Source organism: Streptomyces sp. NPDC059010 (assembly GCF_042740355.1).
Classification (GTDB): Bacteria; Actinomycetota; Actinomycetes; order Streptomycetales; family Streptomycetaceae; genus Streptomyces.
The window spans coordinates 87,608-104,954 of sequence record NZ_JBHYJA010000036.1 but is presented as its reverse complement, the minus strand read 5'-3'; the positions used below and the strand labels follow the sequence as shown (position 1 = coordinate 104,954).

Sequence of the window (17,347 nt, the reverse complement as noted above, 5' to 3'; positions counted from 1 at the left end):
GTATACGGCCACGCTCGCGATCCCGGCATCCCGGCAGGCCCGGGCCACGCGGACAGCGATTTCGCCACGGTTGGCGATGAGCACCTTGCGCACGACGGCCCTCTCCTCAAACGGCAGGAATTCTGGGATGATCAAGCGGCCGGGGGGAATCCCCATCCCGAGCGTTCGCCTGAATACCCGTCCATCCTCACCGCACGGCCCGGGCGCCTTCAACAGCCACCAATTAAGCCTTCGGACCAGATCCTCAGACGCCGTACGGCTTTGTTGGCGCAGCGCCAGGCAAGTGTCAGGGAATGGTCAGAGGCCCCGGCGGACCTCCGGCAGAACCCCGTCGAAGCCTCGTCGAAAACCCCGTGGAAAGCGGCCCGTCGAGCCGTCTTCGCGCATACGGCGGGCATACGGCGCGCATACGAAAGGGCGGGCTCCACCATGGAGCCCGCCCTTTTCGATTGGCCGGCGGAGATGCCCGTCACATCCCGCCGGCCGGATGTCAGCAGTTCCCGAAGCGGAACCCCACTCCGCGCACGGTGACGATCCAGTCGCTGCCCCCCAGCTTGCCGCGCAGGCTGCTCACATGCGTGTCCACCGTGCGCCGGGACCAGGAACCTCCCCAGACCTGCTGCATGATGAGCTTGCGTGAGATCACGGTCTCCGGATGGGAGGCGAGGAGGTAGAGCAGATCGAACTCCTTGCGCGTGACCTCCACGACCCGTTCGTGCAGACTGACCTCGCGCGAGGCGGCGTCGATACGCAGCGGCCCGCGCGAGATGACCTGCTCCGTCTGCACTTGCGGACGTGAACGACGCATGACGGCGTCCATACGGGCCATCAACTCCCGGAAGCCGTACGGCTTGACGAGGTAGTCGTCCGCGCCGGCCTGAAGACCCAGGACGCGGTCCAGCTCCGTACCCCACCCGGTGACGGCGATGAGCGGCACGTCACTCAGGGAGCGGATCGAGCGGCACACCTCCAGGCCGTCCAGGTCGGGCAGTTCGAGATCCAGCAGGACGATGTCCGAGACCTGGTAGGCCTGCAGAGCGGCGTTCCCCGTCCCGACCCCCTCGACGTGGTGTCCGTGCCGTCGCAGTCCGGCGGCCAGTGCCTCCATGTCACCGACGTTGTTCTCGACCACCAGAACCCGCCAGTTGGCGGACGACCTGCGTATCTGCTGTGGGGTGGGATTTCGGTACTCCAGAGTGCTGCTCGTTGCGCGTTGGCTCACTGCTCTCCCCCTGAACATGTAGTTACCGCTTCGAGCGCTTCAGCTTGTCGAGCCTAAAAACCTACCTCTCGGTTTGTCAAAAAAAGACTAGGTAAACTCACCGGCTGTGACAACTGATGCCGTGTTTGCCAGAGTTGGACCGACATGAAGGATCAATTCCGCTCCATGGCGTGATCGGGAACAGAATTCGCGATCTTGTAAGTGGGTAAATTTCGACCGTGAACCAAGTGCAAACGACCACTGACGGCCACTGCGGTTTGTTCTGCGCGTCAACGGCTGGCCATACTCACCGGTAGATCGAGGAACAACCAGCATCAACGGTCTGCTTCGCCCGATGCGTTGCGCATCCCAGGCCACGGTGGTAGACCGTCCAGGATGTTCTCGGTCGACTGATTCCCTCCTTCCACTTTCCCCAGCGCCCTGGTCATGAGGTGGGAAAGTGTGATCTTCTGGGCAGTATTGACGGTGTGTCGACAAGGACGAGGGCGACCGGCGGGACCGGCGCTCCCCCGGCAGGGGCACCCGGGACCAACAAACAAACCTTCAAGTCCGTTTCCTGGACCGTGGGATGAAAGGATTCACGCAGGTGGGACTACAACAGGAGAGGGCGATCCGCACCCGCCGGCTGATGTTGAAGTCGGCGGCGGAGGTCTTCGACCGCGAGGACTATGCCTCGGCCAGGCTCTCCGACATCAGCGCGCGCGCCAACATGAGCACGGGCGCGCTGCACTTCCACTTCGCGAACAAGGAGGACCTGGCGCAGGCGGTCGTCAGTGAGGCGCGCGGCACCCTGTGGCGCGCCTCGCGCCTCGCGTACGAGAAGAACTCCGAGCCGCTTCAGGCCCTCACCGACATCTCGCACACCCTGGGCCAGCTGCTGTCCTGGGACGTGGTGTCGCGGGCCGGGCTGCGGCTGGACAACGACCGGTCCCGCAAGGGCCGGGAGCAGTTCATCCACGCCTGGCACGCCTGCGTCCAGCGCCTGCTGAACCACGCACGGCAGAACGGCGGCCTCGCGGCGCAGGTCCATCTGCAGGCACTGACCTGTGCCATCGTCGCCGCGACGACCGGCATCGGCGTACTGATAAAGGGGGGTGAGGGGGACCGGACCCGGCTCGCCTTCACCGGATTCTGGCAGGGCTTCCTGCCGGGGCTCGCCGCGCCCGACCTGCTCGGCGGACTGCAACCCGGCGGCACGAGGGACGTGGTCGACTACGCGGTGGCGGCGTCGCGTTATCTGCCCTGCGATCCGGAGGAGGCGATCGCCACGGAGGCGGCGACATCGGGGGTGATGTGATCCGGGCCCGGGGCCAGGCCTTAGGGGACCGGCCTCGGGTTCCGGTACCACTCGGCGTACCGGGCGAAGCGCTCGGCGAACACCGGTCCGGGGTCGTGGCCGAGGTCGGTCCACACCCGTTCGTCGGTGAACCAGTGGTCCACCGTCAGCAGTTCGAGGTGATGCCGGGCGAGCGGGTGGTCGCGGAGCCGGGCATGGGCGGTTTCAGGCGGAATGGCGGGAACCGACTCCGGAAAGAGACCGTACGTTTCGGCGACCACCGTCAGCAGTTCATCTCCCGGCACCGGATCCGGGTGGCCGACGAAATGGACACGGCCCCCGGGGACCGCCGGTGCCAGCGCGACCGAAAGCAGTACGTGGCCGAGAGTGCCCGCGTCGATCACCGACTGCCGGCCGAGCGGCCCCCGCGGCCGGGCCCCGAGCGCGCGCAGCAGCGTCAGGACGCCGGGCACCACCCAGCGGTCCCCCGCCCCGTAGACCAGATGCGGGCGCAGGACCGTGCCGCCCGTCGCGAGGACATGGCGCTCGGCCGCCGCCCTGGTCCGGCTGGTGTCCGACACGGGCGCGATCGGCGCCTGCCCGGGCCGCACCTCGCGGAACGGACCCCGGCCGTGGACCGCCGCCGTACTCAGGTACACGAACTGCCCGACCCCGGCCCGGCGGGCCTCCTCGACCAGGGCGAGCGTGCCCAGGTCGTTGACCCGGTGCAGTAGTCCGGGGTCGCCACCGACCTGGGACGCGCAGTGCACCACGGCGTCGACGCCGTCGCAGACACCGCGCAGCGAGCCGGGATCGGTGAGGTCGCCCCGTACGTACTCGACCGGGACGTCGTCGGCCGGGGCCTCGGTCGGAAACGGTGGGCCGCCGGCCGTGGGCGAGTCAGTCGCCGACGGTGGTGTGCGGACCAGCAGGCGCAGCCGGACGCCCCCCGCGACGCGGGCCGCGGCGACCACATGCAGGCCGACGAAACCGCCGGAACCCGTCACCAGGACGCGCCGGCTCACCCCTTGTCCCGTACGGCGCCGCCGAGCGTCGCGGTGAAGACGGGTTCCTCCTGCTGCAGACCCTGCACCCGCAGCACGGCGCCCTGGTCCGCGTCGGTGTCGTGCCGCGCCAGGATCCAGCAGGGCTCGTCGAGTTCGCAGTACTTGTGGAAGGCGACCCGCATCGACGCGGCGTGGAAGTCGTGCCCGGGGGTGAGGACGGTGGCGGCCTGCCGGGCCGCTTCGAGGAGCACCATGCCGGGGACGTGGTCGTTGGGGCGGGCGAAGAGGGTGGGGTGCGCGGTGTTCAGGCGGAGCCGCCAGCCGGGGCGGTGCTTGGAGAGGGCGAGGACGACGTCCTCGTGGTCGGCGCGGCCGGTCTGGTGCGGGGCGACGGCGGGAAGCAGCGGCACCGGGCGGCCCACTGCGGTCAGCCGCTCGGCGCGCAGCCTGTTGTAGACGCGGGCGGAGGTGCAGAAGAGGATGCCCATGCTGGTGGCGAGCAGCCGGCCCAGCCGCTGGAAGCGCAGGTCGACCCGCATGCCGACGAGGCGCCCGGCACGCAGCTGGACGTCGGAGCACTCGACAACGACGTCGATCGCGCCCGAGGCCTCGTGCACGGTGAAGTCCGGTGTCTCGATCCGGTATCCGAGTTCCCGCATCACGAACTGGTCGCCGACCGGGACGCCGAACTCCGCGTGGGCCAGCATCATCGTGGCCTGCCGGGTGGTCTCGGCGACGATCAGCGGGTCCTGGCGGCCGTCGGGGCGCGGGGCGAAGAAGCGGTGTGCGGCGGGCCAGTTCACCGAGACGAGATAGCGGTGCTCGGCGAGCTGCAGCCAGTCCAGGGGGAAACGGTCCTCGGGGTCGGGGCGGTGGCAGAGCTCGCCGGTGGCCAGACCGTCGGGTGTCAGAACCGGGGAGTCGGTCCGGTATGCGGGCCGTGCGGCGGAGTTTTCGGCGAGGATCGCCGCGGGTCGTCCGGTGCGCAGAGCGGTGGGGCGGGCCTGGACGGTCCCTGGGGCGGTGTCGGATCGTTCCTGCACCGAATCCAGAGACGTATAAGACTCAACAAGTCGGTTGACAACGGATATCACGGCATCAGACATGGATTGCCCCCTGTGTCGATACATGAGGGGATCACTCCCCCCCTCGACAAAAGACTGACAGTCCGGTTCTCTTTGCGCGGGGACCTGACCAAGCTCTGACATAGAAACAGGCACTGAGGCATGGCACGTCAAGCAAGAGCAATCCAGACCCGTAAGTCGATCCTGCTGGCGGCCGCCGAGGTGTTCGACGAGCGTGGGTACAGCACAGCGACCATCACGGAGATCATCGCCCGCGCGGGGGTCACCAAGGGCGCGCTCTACTTCCACTTCACCTCCAAGGAGGATCTGGCCCTCGGGGTGATAGCGGCCCAGCTGGAGCTGGGCCCGTTGCCTCCGCAGCGCACGAAGCTGCAGGAACTCGTCGACCAGGGGCTGCTGTTCGCGCACCAGCTGCAGTACGACCCGCTGACCCGGGCCAGCGTCGGTCTCGCCATGGACCAGTGGAGCGAGAGCGCCGAGGGCGGCAACCCCTTTCACGGCAGGCCGTTCCAGTCGTGGGCGGACCGGCTGACCGAGCTGCTGGTCGAGGCGCGCGAGCGCGGGGAGCTGCTGCCGCACGTGGACCCGGCGGAGACGGCGGAGCTGCTCTCGGGGTCGTTCACCGGCATCCAGTGGACGTCCCAGGTGCTGTGCCAGCGCAAGGACCTGACGCGCCGGGTGATCGCCATGTTCCGTCATCTCCTGCCGAGTGTCGCGATGCCGCAGCTGCTCCCGACGCTGGAGCTGACCTCCGACCGGGCGGTGTCCCTCCTCGCGTCGCGCGAGGCCGCACTGGACGAGGAGGGCGCGCCGGGCGACGAGGAGTACGACGACGCCGCCGAGCGGGACGCCGCCTCCGCCCCGGAGGGGGAGGGCAGCGCCGCCTGACCGGCGTACCGGGAGCCGGGCCGGCCCGCACGGAACGGCCGCCCCGGCCGGCCCGCTCAGCCGGCCGTCCCGCCGGGCCCCGCACGGCCCGGCGGTGGGGTGGTGCGGCCGGTGTCCTCCAGGCGGTAGCCGATGCCGCGGACCGTGGTGATCCAGCCCTCGCCCAGCTTGGCGCGCAGGGCGCTGACATGGGTGTCCACGGTGCGCGTGGAGATGACCCACTCGTCCGCCCAGACCCCGGCGATCAGGTCCCGGCGGGAGACCACCGTCTCCGGTGCCGAGGCCAGCAGCAGGAGGATGTCGAACTCCTTGCGGGTCAGCTCCAGCGGCTGTTCCCCGAGCCACACCTCCCGGGTGCCGGGGTCCAGCCGCAGGGCCCCGCAGGACACTCCGGCCGGACCCCCGCCCGTGACGACGCGCCGTGCCACCGCGTCCATCCGGGCGATCAGCTCCCGGAACCCGTACGGCTTCACCAGACAGTCGTCCGCACCCGACCGCAGACTGAGCACCCGGTCCAGCTCGGAGTCCTTGCTGGTGAAGGTGATCAGCGGGGTGTTGCCGCGGGCCCGGATCTCGGCGCACACCTGCAGACCGTCGAGGTCCGGCAACTCCAGGTCGAGCAGGACGACTTCGGCCTGCTCCCACTTCTGGAGGCCGGCCCGTCCGGTACGCGCCCGCCGGACCTGATGGCCGTTGCGCACCAGGCGGCAGACCAGCGGCTCGGCGGTCCCGTCATCCGGGTCGATCACAAGTACGCGCATCTGCTCTCCACGCCGGGCCGTGCCCCCTGAGCGCCACGCGCCCGGGGCCGACGGCCCGGTCCCTCACTCGCCCGCCGACCGGGTGTGCACCACGCGGTAGGTGTTGGAGTCCCGCCAGATCGCCAGGGCGTCCACCTTGGCGTCGATCTTCCGGCGCTCCGCCGACCGGTCCTCGGCCGCCTGCTCGCGGAAGGCGTCGTAGGCCTCCTTGCTGTCCCACTGCGCGTAGACGACGACCCACTTGCCCTCGATGCCACGGCCGCGCAGACCGCGCAGCACCGTGTGGCTGCGGTAGCCCGGGACCTTCTGGAGCCAGTCCTGGGACGCGCCGAGCGTCTCGACCAGGTCGTCCTGGTGCTTCTCGGCGACGCCGTACAGGTCGATGACCGTGTAGTCCTCGCGCTCCGGCCCGATCTCGGTCGGCCCCGCACCCGGCTTGACCTGGGTGAAGACCGCCTCGTTCTGCAGGAGCCGGATCGCCGTGGTGATCTCACCGAACAGCGGCAGCGTGCGGTGCTTGAACTCCTCGCCGGCGTAACGGGCCTCCAGGTCCTCGGTGGAGCGCCACTGGATGAAGTTGGCGGTGCCGAACTTGGTCTGCCCGCTGTGCACGGTGCTGGAGATCCAGCCGTCGTAGGCCGCGGCGTCGACGATCTCGCGCATCGCGGCGAGCAGGCTGTCCTGCTTCTCGGCGGAGTCGGTCGAGAACAGGTTGAGCACGGTCAGGTTCTTACCCTCGGCTGTGATCTTCGGCATTCTCTCTTCTCTTCCGGTCGATCGGTTGATGAAAGAAGCAGAACTCGAAATTCTGGGTCTTTGCGTCTTGCTTCCCGACCAGCATGACAAGGCATCAAGTCCGGTTGAAGAGCGTTCTGTTCAGGTCTGCGCGCGGATTGTCAGGTCTGTTCCCGCAGGGTCAGATCTTCGGTAGGTACGTCAGGTCTTGGACAAGTGCTCTTGGGTGCCCATTGGCCCGCACGCGATGCTCGGGTAATGAATTCCGTCACGGCAACCGCCGAAATCAGCACTCTGCTGGACCGATATCTCATCGGTCTCGACGAGGAGAAACTCGACGACGCGTGGGCGCGCGCCCTGTTCAGTGACGACGCCCGCGTGGAGTTCCCGATGGCCCGGCACGAGGGCGTCGAGGGGCTCGCCGACTGGCACCGGCAGGCACTCGACGCGTTCGCGCGCACCCAGCATCTCAACTCCCCGGCGGTCGTGGACCTCTCCGGCGACGAGCAGGCGGTGCTGCGCGCCAACCTGGTCTCCACCCACGTACACCACCCGGACACGCCCGGCGACCCGCTGTTCGTCTCCGGCACTCTCGTGCACGGCGCGGCCCGGCGCACCGAACGGGGCTGGCGGCTGACGGAGCTGTCGTTCCGGCTGGTGTGGGCGACGGGCACGCCGCCCCGGCCGAAGGGCGACCGATGACCTCCCTGGCGGCCGGGATCCAGGAGGCGCAGATCGCGACCATGCTGCTCGGCATCGGGGTGATCCTGCTGGTCGGCGCCGCGCTCGGGGCGCTCGCCCGGAAGCTGGGCCAGCCCAAGGTGATCGGCGAGATCACCGCCGGCATCGTGCTCGGCCCGAGCCTGCTCGGTCTGCTGCCCGGCGATCTGACGGGACGTCTGTTCCCGGCCGACGTACGGCCGTTGCTGTCAGCGGTCTCCCAGGTCGGCCTGGTGCTGTTCATGTTCGTGGTGGGCTGGGAGTTCGAACGGCGGCTGATACGGCCGTACGCACGCCTGGCGGCCGGCGTCTCGCTGTCGTCCATCGTGCTGGCCTTCGGGCTGGGCGTCGCCGCGGCGGTCGTGCTGTATCCGCACCACGACACGGTGGCCGGGAAGCACATCTCGTTCATCGCGTTCGCCACCTTCATGGGCACCGCGATGTCGGTGACGGCGTTCCCGGTGCTGGCGCGGATCCTGACCGAGAACCGGCTGATGGACACCCGGGTCGGCGCCCTGTCGCTGGCCAGCGCCGCGATCGACGACGTGCTGGCCTGGTGTCTGCTGGCGTATGTGTCGGCGCTGGTCAGCTCGGACGGCGACTATGCGGGCCTGGCCCGGATCGGGGCGCTCAGCGTCGTCTATGTCGCACTGATGTTCCTGGTGGTGCGGCCGCTGGTGGCCCGGCTGGTGTGGCGGTGGGCCGCGATGGAGCGCTGGAGCGTGCTGCTCGCGGTGCTGTGCGCCGGGGTGTTCGCCTCGTCGTGGCTGACCTCGTGGATCGGCATCCACCAGATCTTCGGCGCGTTCCTGTTCGGCTTCATCATGCCGCGCGAGCCCAGGCGGGTGCTCGCGGCGAACCTGCGCCGGCCGCTGGACGACGTCAGTGTCGTACTGCTGCCGGTGTTCTTCATCGTCACCGGTCTCGGTGTCGACCTCGGCGCCCTGACCGCGACCGACCTACTGGCGCTGGCCCTGGTCATCACCGTGGCCTGCACGGGCAAGCTGCTGGGCGCGATCGTCCCGGCCCGGCTGTCCGGCCTGTCCTGGCGGGAGGCCAAGGACCTGGGCGTGCTGATGAACACCCGCGGTCTGACCGAACTCATCATCCTCAACGCCGCCGTGAGCCTCGGAGTGCTCGACGGACGGATGTTCACCATGCTGGTGATCATGGCCCTGGTGACGACGGCGATGGCGGCCCCGCTGCTGTCCCGGCGCGAGCACCTCACGGCAGGCGTGACCGACAAGGTTTCTGCACCCGTCGCGGACGCGACCGCGCCGCGCACCTGACGAAGGGGCTCAAGTGATACCCGTCCAGCCGTTGTCCCAGCACGGCCGGCACCTGCCGCAACAGCCGGTCGACGGCCGCGCGTTGCGCACCGTGTGCGGCAACTTCGCCACCGGCGTCACCGTGATCACCACCGGCGGCCCGCAGGACGGCGCCGCCACCACGGTGAACTCCTTCACGTCCGTCTCGCTGGACCCGCCGCTGGTGCTGTTCTGTCTGCACCGGCAGTCCCGGCTGCGCCCGGTGCTGCAGCGGTCCCGGGGCTTCGTGGTGAACTTTCTGACCCGCAGTCAGGAAGGGCTCGCCTGGAAGTTCGCGGGCCGCGAGTCGGCCCAGTTGACGGAGGTCCCGCACCATCGCTCCACGGCCGGACTGCCGGTCCTCACCGAGGCGCTGGCCTTCCTGGAGTGCCGCCTCGCCGAGGAGTACGACGGCGGCGACCACGCCATCCTGGTCGGCGAGGTCACCGCGCTCGGCACCTCCACCGAGGAGACCGACCCGCTGGTGTTCTACAAGGGCGCGATGCGCGTCCTGGACACCGACGTCCCGGCGCCGACCCGCGGTTAGGGCCTGTCCGGCGGATCAGGCCCCAAGGCCGCATCACCGCAGCGCAGAAGCCTGCTCGTCCGCCGTGTCGAACTCCTGCCTGGCCCGCTCGACCTTCCGCAGGTTCTCCGCGGACCAGTCGGCGAGGTGGGCGAAGATCGGCGCCAGGCTGCGGCCGAGTTCGCTGATCTCGTACTCGACCCGGGGCGGCACCTCGGGGTGGTACGTGCGCACCACCAGGCCGTCCCGCTCCATCTGGCGCAGCCGCTGGGTGAGCACCTTCGGCGTGATGGTGCGGATGTTGCGCTGGAGCTCGACGAACCGCTGCCGGCCGAACTCGTGCAGCGTCCACAGGATCGGCGTCGTCCAGCGGCTGAAGACGATGTCGACCACCGGGGAGACCGGACACGCCAGCTCCGAGTCGACCTTTCCGCCCTGTGTGGTGGCACTGCTCATGGCGCCGGTGCTGCCCATTCGGACCCTCCCAGGAAGTCACTTTCCTCTAGGTACCTACTTTACCCAGGATGCTAGCTTCCCGGAAGACGGTGAGTGGCCCGCCGCTCCCGGTCCCGCGCCATGTCTTTCCGTGTCCCCTTCCGTCCCCTCCATTAGGAGCGACATGTCGACCCAAGAGTCGCTGCGTCTTCCGCGCCACGCCCACGAATCGGCCCCGCCGCACCGCCCGGGACTCATCCTGGCGTTCCTCTGCCTGGCCGGGTTCATGACCTTCCTCGATGTGTCGATCGTCAACGTGGCCCTGCCGACCATCGAGGACGAACTCAACATCTCCCAGACGTCGTTGCAGTACATCGTGACGACCTACGGCATGCTGCTCGGCGGCTTCCTGCTGCTGACCGGCCGGCTGGCCGACGCCTTCGGCCGCCGCCGGATGCTGCAGACCGGCCTGATCCTGTTCGCCCTGTCCTCCCTGCTCGCCGGGTTCGGGCAGAGCGCGGCGATGCTGATCGTGGCGCGCGGTGCCCAGGGTCTGGGTGCCGCGTTCATCGCGACGGCCGCGCTGTCCCTGCTCGCCAACAACTTCGAGGAGGGCGCCGAGCGCAACAAGGCGCTGGGTGCCTGGGGCGCGCTGAGCGGTATCGCCGCCGTCGCCGGTGTCACCCTCGGCGGTCTGCTCACCGACGGCCCCGGGTGGCGCTGGATCTTCTTCATCAACGTGCCGATCGGCCTGGTCTGCGCGCTGATCGCGCCGCGCATCGTCGGTGAGAGCCGTGCCGCCGAGCGCAGCAGCTCCTTCGACGTCGCCGGTGCCGTGACCCTGACCGCCGGCCTGGTGCTGCTGATCTTCAGCCTCGGCCAGACCGTCAGCGACGCCGACATCCCGGCGGGCCGCGTCTACGGCGGCTTCGCCCTCTCCGCGGTCCTGCTCATCACGTTCGTGCTGATCGAGCGCCGCGCCAAGGCACCGCTGATCCCGCTCGGCGTCTTCAAGCGCAAGTCGCTGCGCGCCTCCAACGTCGTCGCCGTCCTGCTGCTCGGCACCTGCGTCACGCTGTTCTTCTTCGCCAGCCTGTTCATGCAGCAGGTCCTCAACTGGTCGGCCCTGAAGACCGGTCTGGCCTATGTCCCGCTCGCCGTGATCGTCGCGGTCGGCGCGGGTGTCGCCTCCCAGCTGGTGACCAAGATCGCCGCGAAGCCGGTGCTGATGGTCGGTCTGGCGCTGACCAGCGTGGGCATGTTCCTGCTGTGGCGGGCGCCGTCCGACGCCTCCTACGCCGTGGACCTGCTGCCCGCGTTCCTGCTCTCCGGTCTCGGCCTCGGTCTGTCGTTCGTGCCGGTGCAGGTGGCGGCGTTCACCGGCACCGAGGAGGACGAGTCCGGTCTGTCGGCCGGTCTCATCAACACCGCGCAGGAGGTCGGCGGCGCCCTCGGTCTCGCCGTGGCCGCCACCTACGCCTTCCGCCAGGTCGATGAGCTGACCAAGTGGGCGGACGGGGTGCCCGCGCGGGTGACCCAGGCGCGCACCGAGGTCTTCCACGACGCGTTCCTCGCGGGTGCCTGCTTCGCCGTGGCCGGGCTTGTGCTGACGCTGATCCTGCTGCCCCTCACCAAGGCATCGGACCAGCCGGCCGCCGCTCCCGCCAACACCTGAGAACGGAAACCCCTGATGCCGACGTCACCGCGTTTGTCCCCCGCGGCCGAGGACTTCCTCGCCGAGAACCAGCTGTGCACCTTCACCACGCTCCGCCCCGACGGCTCGCCCCATGTGACGCCCGTGCGTTTCACCTGGGACGGTGAGGCGGGACTGGCCCGGGTGATGACCGCGGTGACCCGGCGCAAGGCCAGGAACGTGCTGGCCGCACCCGGCGGCCGGGCCTCCCTCTGCCAGACGGTGGGCCCCCGCTGGCTCACCCTGGAGGGCACCGCCACCGTCCATGACGACCCGATCCGGGTCCAGGAGGGCGTACGGCGCTACGCCAAGCGGTACTGGACGCCGCCGCCGGAGCCGCCGGGCCTGATCGTGATCGAGATCGAGATCGACAAGGTGATGGGCCTGATCTGAGCCGGCCCGAGACCGACCGAGGGTGCCGGAAGTCCGTCCGGCACCCTCGTTTATTTCCACCGCCTGACCGAACTGCAGAACCTCTGACGAAACTTGTCAGAGACCTGTACTTGCGGCAGTTCAGCTTCTCGCACTCCCCCGGAATACTGGAGAAAAATCCACTGGGAGAGGAAACATGAACCGTTTTCATGCCGACGTGATTGTCGCCGGGGCCGGACCTTCCGGACTGATGCTCGCCGGTGAACTCCGCCTGGCCGGGCTTTCGGTGGTGGTGCTCGACCGGCTGGCCGAGCCCATGCAGCAGTCCCGGGCGCTCGGATTCTCCGCCCGCACGATCGAGGAGTTCGGGCAGCGCGGACTTCTCGATGAATTCGGTGAACTGGAGACGATACCCTTCGGGCATTTCGGTGGACTCCCCATCGACTATCAAATCATCGAGGGCGGCAATTTCGGCGTCCGGGGTGTTCCGCAGTCGCGCACCGAGGCAATTCTGCACAGGTGGGCGACCGGTCTCGGCGCCGAGATCCGCCGCGGGCACGAGGTCGTCGGCATGACCCAGGACGACGAGGGCGTCACGGTGGAGGTCGCGGGCTCCGACGGCACCGAGACGCTGCACGCCGCCTACCTCGTCGGCTGTGACGGCGCCCGCTCCACCGTGCGCCGGCTGGCCGGCATCGACTTCCCCGGCACCAGCGCCACCATCGAGATGCTGATGGCCGACGTCGCCACCAACGAGCTGCGCATCCGCCCGACCGGCGAGGTCGGCGAGTCCGGCATGGTCGTGGTGCTCCCGCTCGGCCCGAAGGCCACCCGCGTCGTCGTCTTCGAGCGCGGCGCCGGTGTCCGCCCGACCCAGGAGCCGCCCACCTTCCCCGAGGTCGCCGCCGCCTTCCAGCGCGTCACCGGCGAGGACATCACCGGCCACCAGCCGCTGTGGACCAGCTACTTCACCGACGCCAGCCGTCAGGCCGCCGAGTACCGCAAGGGCCGGGTCTTCCTCGCGGGCGACGCCGCCCACATCCATCTGCCCATCGGCGCCCAGGGAATCAGCGCCGGCGTCGGCGACGTCGTCAACCTCGGCTGGAAGCTGGCCGCCGAGCTCAAGGGCCACGCCCCCGAGGGCCTGCTGGACACCTACCAGAGCGAGCGCCACCCGGTCGGCGGCCGCATCGTCGCCAACACCCTGGTGCAGCGCTCCCTCTACCTCGGCGGCCCCGAGATGCAGCCGCTGCGTGAGCTCTTCGGCGAACTGGTCGGCATCGAGGCGGTCCGCCGCCATCTGGTCGGCCTGGTCACCGGCCTGGACATCACCTACGACATGGGCGAGGGCGACCACCCGCTGCTCGGCCGCCGGCTGCCCGACCAGGAGCTGCTCGTCGGCGACGAGAAGACCAGCACCTACGCGCTGCTCACCCGGGGCCGTCCGCTGCTGCTGAACCTGCGCGGCGGCGAGGCCCTCACCGCGGCCGCCGCCGGCTGGGCCGACCGCGTGGACGTCGTCGCCGCGTCCCGGCCCGATCCCGCCGCCCCGGCCGCGGACCTGCTGGTGCGGCCCGACGGATACATCGCCTGGGTCGGCACGGGTGGCTCCGCCGGTCTGGCCGAGGCACTCCAGCGGTGGTTCGGCCCTGCGGGCAGCTAGGCGCTCCGCGCGAAGGACCGCGATGGGAAGTGCCGCGATGGGCCGGCCAGCGTCTGCGGCGCCGTCGTGGCTGGTCGCGCAGTTCCCCGCGCCCCTTGGGGCGCTGCCATGAACGTACGTCAGAAGAGGAGTTCCGAGTTGACCGGCAAGGCCGAGAAAGAGATGCCCACCAGGGCCGACGCAGTGAAGACGGCGCCGAAGGCGGGCGAGTGGAACGAGTGTGACGTCATCATCCTGGGCGCCGGGATCGGCGGTTCGATCACGGGCGCGATCCTGGCCCGGCAGGGCGCGAAGGTGGTGCTCGTCGACGCCGGCCAGCACCCGCGGTTCGCGGTCGGTGAGTCGCAGAACCCGCAGCTCGTGGAGTGGCTGCACATCCTCGCCGTGCGCTACGACGTCCCCGAGATCAAGCACCTCCTCGACGTCAAGGCGGTGACCAAGTACATCGGCGCCCACCACGGCAGGAAGCAGAGCTTCGGCTTCGTACGGCATGTCCCGGACCGGGAGCCGGACCCGCGCGAGGCGACGATGTTCGTCATCCCGAAGATGCTCACCGAGGCGTCGCACATGTTCCGCCAGGACACCGACACCTACTACTTCAACGTCGCCGCCAAGTACGGCTGCACCCTGCGCCAGAACTGGCGCGCCACCGACCTGGACTTCGACGACGAGGGCGTGACGGTCACCGGCCAGAGCGGCGAGGTGTTCCGCGCGAAGTACCTCATCGACGCCAGCGGCTTCCGCTCCCCGCTCGCCCAGAAGTTCGACCTGCGTGAGAAGCCCTCGCGGCTCAAGCACCACGCGCGCTCGCTGTTCACGCACTACGTCGGCATCAAGCCGTACGACGACGTGTGCAACTACCCCGAGGCGCTTCGGCCCCCGGCCGAGTCCCCGTTCCACGGCGGCACCCTGCACCATCTGATCGAGCGCGGCTGGTTCTGGATCATCCCGTTCGACAACCACGAGGACTCCCGCAACCCGATGTGCAGCGTGGGCCTCACCTTCGACGAGCGGCTGTACCCGCAGCCCAAGGACATGACGCCGGACGAGGAGTTCAACCACTACCTCGACAAGTACCCGGCGGTGAAGCGCCAGTTCGAGGGCGCGTCGCGGGTGCGCGAGTGGATATCGACGCCGGACCGGATCCAGTACTCGTCGAAGCAGACCATCGGCGACCGCTGGTGCCTGATGTCGCACGCGGCCGGCTTCGTCGACCCGCTGTACTCGCGCGGTCTGTCCAACACCTTCGAGGTGGTGGACGCCCTGTGCTACCGGGTCCTGGAGGCGCTGCGCGACGACGACTTCTCGGCCAAGCGGTTCGAGTACATCGAGCGGCTGGAGCAGGGGCTGCTCACCTACAACGACATGATCGTCAACAGCTCGTACATCTCCTTCTCCCACTTCCGGCTCTGGAACGCGGTGTTCCGGGTCTGGGCCTGCTTCACCACGCCGGCCACCATGCGGCAGATCCAGGCCCGCCAGGAGTTCGTCCTGGACGGCGACGACCGGCACTTCCGGGAGATGGAGAACTCCCCCTACCCGGGCCTGTGGTGGCCGGACAGCCACGCCTTCAAGCACCTGCTCGACGTCACCACCGAGACCTGCGAGCGCTACGAGGCCGGTGAGATCGACGGCGACAAGGCGGCCGACATCGTCTTCCAGGCCATCAACGACTGCGAGTCGGTGAACACGCCGTTCGGCTGGAAGGACGGCGAGGACCACCGCTTCTACCGGGCCACCACCCCCACGATGATCAAGTTCATGTGGTGGGCGAGCACCAACGGCCCCAAGGAGATGCGCGACCTGGGCCGCTCGATGCTCAAGGGCGTCGCCAAGTCCGCCGTACGCGGCAAGAAGGTCTCCTGACCGCCGCCGCATCCCCTCAGCAGGCCCGCACAGGGCCGTGGTGCCACCCCCACGTGCCACCCCTGTGCGGGCCCACTCACCGACTTCTCTCCTATCCAACCGCTTCCGACTCTGGGACACCGTGTGATCAGTCGTAGAACCCTGCTCGGCGCCGGATCCGCCGCCGCCGGTCTCGCCCTCGTACCCGCCGCCCCGGTCGCCGCCGAAGGCTCGGGGACCCCGTGGAGCCGCCTCGCGGGCAAGCTCTCCGGCAAGCTCGTGCTGCCGTCCGACCCCTACTACAGCGTCGCCCGCCAGCTGGAGCTGGGGCAGTTCGACGCGGTCAACCCGCAGGCGGTCGCCTACTGCCAGAGCCCGGCGGACGTCGCGGCCTGTGTGCGCTTCGCCCAGGACTACGGCGTCCGTACGGCGGTCCGCAGCGGCGGCCACAACTACGGCGGCTGGTCCACCACCCAGGGCCTGATCATCGACGTGTCGCGGCTCAACGCCGTGACGGTGAAGAGCGCCTCGTCGGTGGAGATCGGCCCGGGCGCGCAGAACGTCAACATCCTCAACGCGCTGGCCCCGCACCACCTGGTGGTCAGCGAGGGCGGCTGCCCGACCGTGTGTGCCGGCGGCTTCCTGCAGGGCGGCGGCTTCGGCTTCCTGACCCGGCCGACGGGCATGGCCTGCGACGCGGTGACCTCCGCCCAGGTGGTGCTGGCCGACGGCCGCGTGGTGACCACCTCTGAGACGCAGTACCCGGACCTGTTCTGGGCGCTGCGGGGCGGCGGTGGCGGCAACTTCGGCATCGTCACGAAGTTCACGGTCACCCCGCACAGCGGCGACCAGATGGCCATCAGCAACCTGATCTTCCCCTACGACCGGATGGCCGACGTCCTCGACGGAGTCGCCCGCTGGCTGGTGGACGCCCCGCACACCATCGGCGGCGGCGCCTACGTGGTGCAGCCCGACGCCGCGCCCGGCTCGGTGCCGCAGGCCAACGTCTTCCTCGCCTCCCGCGGCACGCCCACCGAACTCGCCGGTGAGGCGGCCCGGTTGCTCGCGCTGACCGGAGCCCCGCTCCAGCGCCAGGACGGCGTCATGACGTATCAGCAGCTCATGATGATGATCTTCGGCTGTGCCACCCTCACCGAGGACCAGTGCCAGCGCTCCGAGAAGACCCCGGCGGGCACGCTGTCCCGCCCGTCCTACGGCCTGGAGCGCACCCGCATGGGCAGCGCGCCGTACGCGGCGAGCGGCTGGGCGGACGTGATGACGGCGTTCGACGCGAACCGCAGGGCGGGACAGGCGCGTTACCTGGACTTCCACTTCTTCGGCGGCGCCGCCAACGAGGTGTCGCGCACCGCCACGGCGTACGTCCACCGCGACTCGCTCTTCTCGGTCAACTACCGGGTCCTGATCAACGACCCGGCCCAGGTGACCGACGAGGCCAAGGCGGTGGCGAACGCCTGGGCCGACAACGGCTTCGCCACGATCGACCCGCTGTCCAACGGCGAGACCTACCAGAACTGGATGGACCCGTCCCTGAAGGACTGGAAGGCGTCGTACTACGCGGAGAACTACGCGCGGCTGACCCGGATCAAGTCCAAGTACGACCCGAACCGGTTCTTCTGCTTCCCGCAGTCCATAGGCGCCGCATGAAAACCCCGTGGGGGGGGCCGGGCCCCCGGGGGGCGGGGCCCCCCCCCCCCCCCCGGGGGGCGGCGGAAGGTCACTGAACGCGGTAGGGGCACCAGGGCGCAGGCGCGACCAACACCCCCCCCGCGCGAAAAAAAAACATAGAACCAC

Annotated in this window: 17 protein-coding genes; 10 read left to right on the top strand and 7 right to left on the bottom strand. The window is 69.4% G+C overall.

Going from position 1 to position 17,347, the window contains the following annotated elements:
• Together ACFWYS_RS32570 and ACFWYS_RS32565 are read right to left on the bottom strand one after the other, a co-directional pair.
• Positions 1 to 93, bottom strand: a 93-nt coding sequence (locus ACFWYS_RS32570) for a biotin carboxylase N-terminal domain-containing protein (protein WP_280842533.1), incomplete at its 3' end; no start/stop codon positions are given.
• A 397-nt stretch (positions 94 to 490) separates the two neighbouring features.
• The gene (locus tag ACFWYS_RS32565) at positions 491 to 1,240 is read right to left on the bottom strand and encodes a response regulator transcription factor (protein WP_384776523.1); all 750 of its coding nucleotides are present in this window, start codon (positions 1,238 to 1,240) and stop codon (positions 491 to 493) included.
• A gap of 568 nt (positions 1,241 to 1,808) precedes the next feature.
• Between ACFWYS_RS32565 and ACFWYS_RS32560 the strand changes: the two genes are divergently transcribed.
• On the top strand, positions 1,809 to 2,519 hold the full coding sequence (locus tag ACFWYS_RS32560) for a ScbR family autoregulator-binding transcription factor (RefSeq protein ID WP_384776521.1): 711 nt from the start codon (positions 1,809 to 1,811) through the stop codon (positions 2,517 to 2,519).
• Positions 2,520 to 2,539: 20 nt separating this feature from the next.
• Here ACFWYS_RS32560 and ACFWYS_RS32555 read toward each other — a convergent pair whose 3' ends face one another.
• Together ACFWYS_RS32555 and ACFWYS_RS32550 are read right to left on the bottom strand one after the other, a co-directional pair.
• Entirely contained in the window at positions 2,540 to 3,523 is a 984-nt protein-coding gene (locus ACFWYS_RS32555; protein ID WP_384776519.1) for an NAD-dependent epimerase/dehydratase family protein, read from the bottom strand.
• Positions 3,520 to 4,548: a ScbA/BarX family gamma-butyrolactone biosynthesis protein gene (locus tag ACFWYS_RS32550; protein ID WP_384776517.1), complete on the bottom strand. Its 1,029-nt coding sequence runs from the start codon at positions 4,546 to 4,548 to the stop codon at positions 3,520 to 3,522. Before ACFWYS_RS32550 ends, ACFWYS_RS32555 begins: the two co-directional genes overlap by 4 nt.
• A gap of 183 nt (positions 4,549 to 4,731) precedes the next feature.
• Between ACFWYS_RS32550 and ACFWYS_RS32545 the strand changes: the two genes are divergently transcribed.
• On the top strand, positions 4,732 to 5,478 hold the full coding sequence (locus ACFWYS_RS32545) for a ScbR family autoregulator-binding transcription factor (protein ID WP_384776515.1): 747 nt from the start codon (positions 4,732 to 4,734) through the stop codon (positions 5,476 to 5,478).
• 56 nt (positions 5,479 to 5,534) lie between these two features.
• On the opposite strand, the gene ACFWYS_RS32540 is transcribed toward ACFWYS_RS32545, so the two are convergent.
• Both ACFWYS_RS32540 and ACFWYS_RS32535 read right to left on the bottom strand, forming a co-directional pair.
• Positions 5,535 to 6,239, bottom strand: coding sequence for a response regulator transcription factor (locus tag ACFWYS_RS32540; protein WP_384776513.1), 705 nt, complete (start codon positions 6,237 to 6,239; stop codon positions 5,535 to 5,537).
• 63 nt (positions 6,240 to 6,302) lie between these two features.
• Positions 6,303 to 6,995, bottom strand: a complete 693-nt coding sequence (locus ACFWYS_RS32535) for an antibiotic biosynthesis monooxygenase family protein (RefSeq protein WP_384776511.1) — start codon at positions 6,993 to 6,995, stop codon at positions 6,303 to 6,305.
• 237 nt (positions 6,996 to 7,232) lie between these two features.
• On the opposite strand from ACFWYS_RS32535, the gene ACFWYS_RS32530 reads away from it, so the two are divergent.
• From ACFWYS_RS32530 to ACFWYS_RS32520, 3 genes are read left to right on the top strand one after another with little or no spacing between them, the layout of a single operon-like run.
• Complete coding sequence (locus ACFWYS_RS32530) at positions 7,233 to 7,676, top strand: nuclear transport factor 2 family protein (protein WP_384776509.1); 444 nt, start codon at positions 7,233 to 7,235, stop codon at positions 7,674 to 7,676.
• Positions 7,673 to 8,983: a cation:proton antiporter gene (locus tag ACFWYS_RS32525; protein WP_384776507.1), complete on the top strand. Its 1,311-nt coding sequence runs from the start codon at positions 7,673 to 7,675 to the stop codon at positions 8,981 to 8,983. The genes ACFWYS_RS32530 and ACFWYS_RS32525 overlap by 4 nt, the downstream gene beginning before the upstream one ends.
• Positions 8,984 to 8,996: 13 nt before the next feature.
• Positions 8,997 to 9,548, top strand: a complete 552-nt coding sequence (locus ACFWYS_RS32520; RefSeq protein WP_384776505.1) for a flavin reductase family protein — start codon at positions 8,997 to 8,999, stop codon at positions 9,546 to 9,548.
• Between the two features lie 33 nt (positions 9,549 to 9,581).
• Here the strand turns inward: ACFWYS_RS32520 and ACFWYS_RS32515 are convergent, their stop codons facing one another.
• On the bottom strand, positions 9,582 to 10,001 hold the full coding sequence (locus tag ACFWYS_RS32515) for a winged helix-turn-helix transcriptional regulator (RefSeq protein ID WP_384776503.1): 420 nt from the start codon (positions 9,999 to 10,001) through the stop codon (positions 9,582 to 9,584).
• Between the two features lie 145 nt (positions 10,002 to 10,146).
• Here ACFWYS_RS32515 and ACFWYS_RS32510 point away from each other — a divergent pair, with 145 nt between their 5' ends.
• From ACFWYS_RS32510 to ACFWYS_RS32490, 5 genes are all read left to right on the top strand, one after another.
• Positions 10,147 to 11,637, top strand: coding sequence for an MFS transporter (locus ACFWYS_RS32510; RefSeq protein WP_384776501.1), 1,491 nt, complete (start codon positions 10,147 to 10,149; stop codon positions 11,635 to 11,637).
• A 15-nt stretch (positions 11,638 to 11,652) separates the two neighbouring features.
• Positions 11,653 to 12,048, top strand: a complete 396-nt coding sequence (locus tag ACFWYS_RS32505) for a pyridoxamine 5'-phosphate oxidase family protein (RefSeq protein ID WP_384776499.1) — start codon at positions 11,653 to 11,655, stop codon at positions 12,046 to 12,048.
• Between the two features lie 175 nt (positions 12,049 to 12,223).
• A complete protein-coding gene (locus tag ACFWYS_RS32500) occupies positions 12,224 to 13,690 on the top strand; it encodes an FAD-dependent monooxygenase (protein ID WP_384776497.1) in 1,467 nt (488 codons plus the stop codon).
• A 108-nt stretch (positions 13,691 to 13,798) separates the two neighbouring features.
• Positions 13,799 to 15,556 carry an NAD(P)/FAD-dependent oxidoreductase gene (locus tag ACFWYS_RS32495; protein ID WP_384776495.1) on the top strand — a complete coding sequence of 586 codons (1,758 nt, stop codon included), beginning with the start codon at positions 13,799 to 13,801 and terminating at the stop codon, positions 15,554 to 15,556.
• Positions 15,557 to 15,679: 123 nt separating this feature from the next.
• Positions 15,680 to 17,200 carry an FAD-binding oxidoreductase gene (locus ACFWYS_RS32490; RefSeq protein WP_384776493.1) on the top strand — a complete coding sequence of 507 codons (1,521 nt, stop codon included), beginning with the start codon at positions 15,680 to 15,682 and terminating at the stop codon, positions 17,198 to 17,200.
• The last annotated feature ends 147 nt before the right edge of the window (positions 17,201 to 17,347 follow it).

Bases quoted from the DNA above. Each gene is read 5' to 3' on its own strand.
- ACFWYS_RS32565 (WP_384776523.1), bottom strand. From the start codon at position 1,240: ATGTTCAGGGGGAGAGCAGTGAGCCAACGCGCAACGAGCAGCACTCTG.
- ACFWYS_RS32515 (WP_384776503.1), bottom strand. From the start codon at position 10,001: ATGGGCAGCACCGGCGCCATGAGCAGTGCCACCACACAGGGCGGAAAG.
- ACFWYS_RS32530 (WP_384776509.1), top strand. From the start codon at position 7,233: ATGAATTCCGTCACGGCAACCGCCGAAATCAGCACTCTGCTGGACCGA.
- ACFWYS_RS32535 (WP_384776511.1), bottom strand. From the start codon at position 6,995: ATGCCGAAGATCACAGCCGAGGGTAAGAACCTGACCGTGCTCAACCTG.
- ACFWYS_RS32495 (WP_384776495.1), top strand. From the start codon at position 13,799: ATGAACGTACGTCAGAAGAGGAGTTCCGAGTTGACCGGCAAGGCCGAG.
- ACFWYS_RS32510 (WP_384776501.1), top strand. From the start codon at position 10,147: ATGTCGACCCAAGAGTCGCTGCGTCTTCCGCGCCACGCCCACGAATCG.
- ACFWYS_RS32500 (WP_384776497.1), top strand. From the start codon at position 12,224: ATGAACCGTTTTCATGCCGACGTGATTGTCGCCGGGGCCGGACCTTCC.
- ACFWYS_RS32545 (WP_384776515.1), top strand. From the start codon at position 4,732: ATGGCACGTCAAGCAAGAGCAATCCAGACCCGTAAGTCGATCCTGCTG.
- ACFWYS_RS32525 (WP_384776507.1), top strand. From the start codon at position 7,673: ATGACCTCCCTGGCGGCCGGGATCCAGGAGGCGCAGATCGCGACCATG.
- ACFWYS_RS32505 (WP_384776499.1), top strand. From the start codon at position 11,653: ATGCCGACGTCACCGCGTTTGTCCCCCGCGGCCGAGGACTTCCTCGCC.
- ACFWYS_RS32540 (WP_384776513.1), bottom strand. From the start codon at position 6,239: ATGCGCGTACTTGTGATCGACCCGGATGACGGGACCGCCGAGCCGCTG.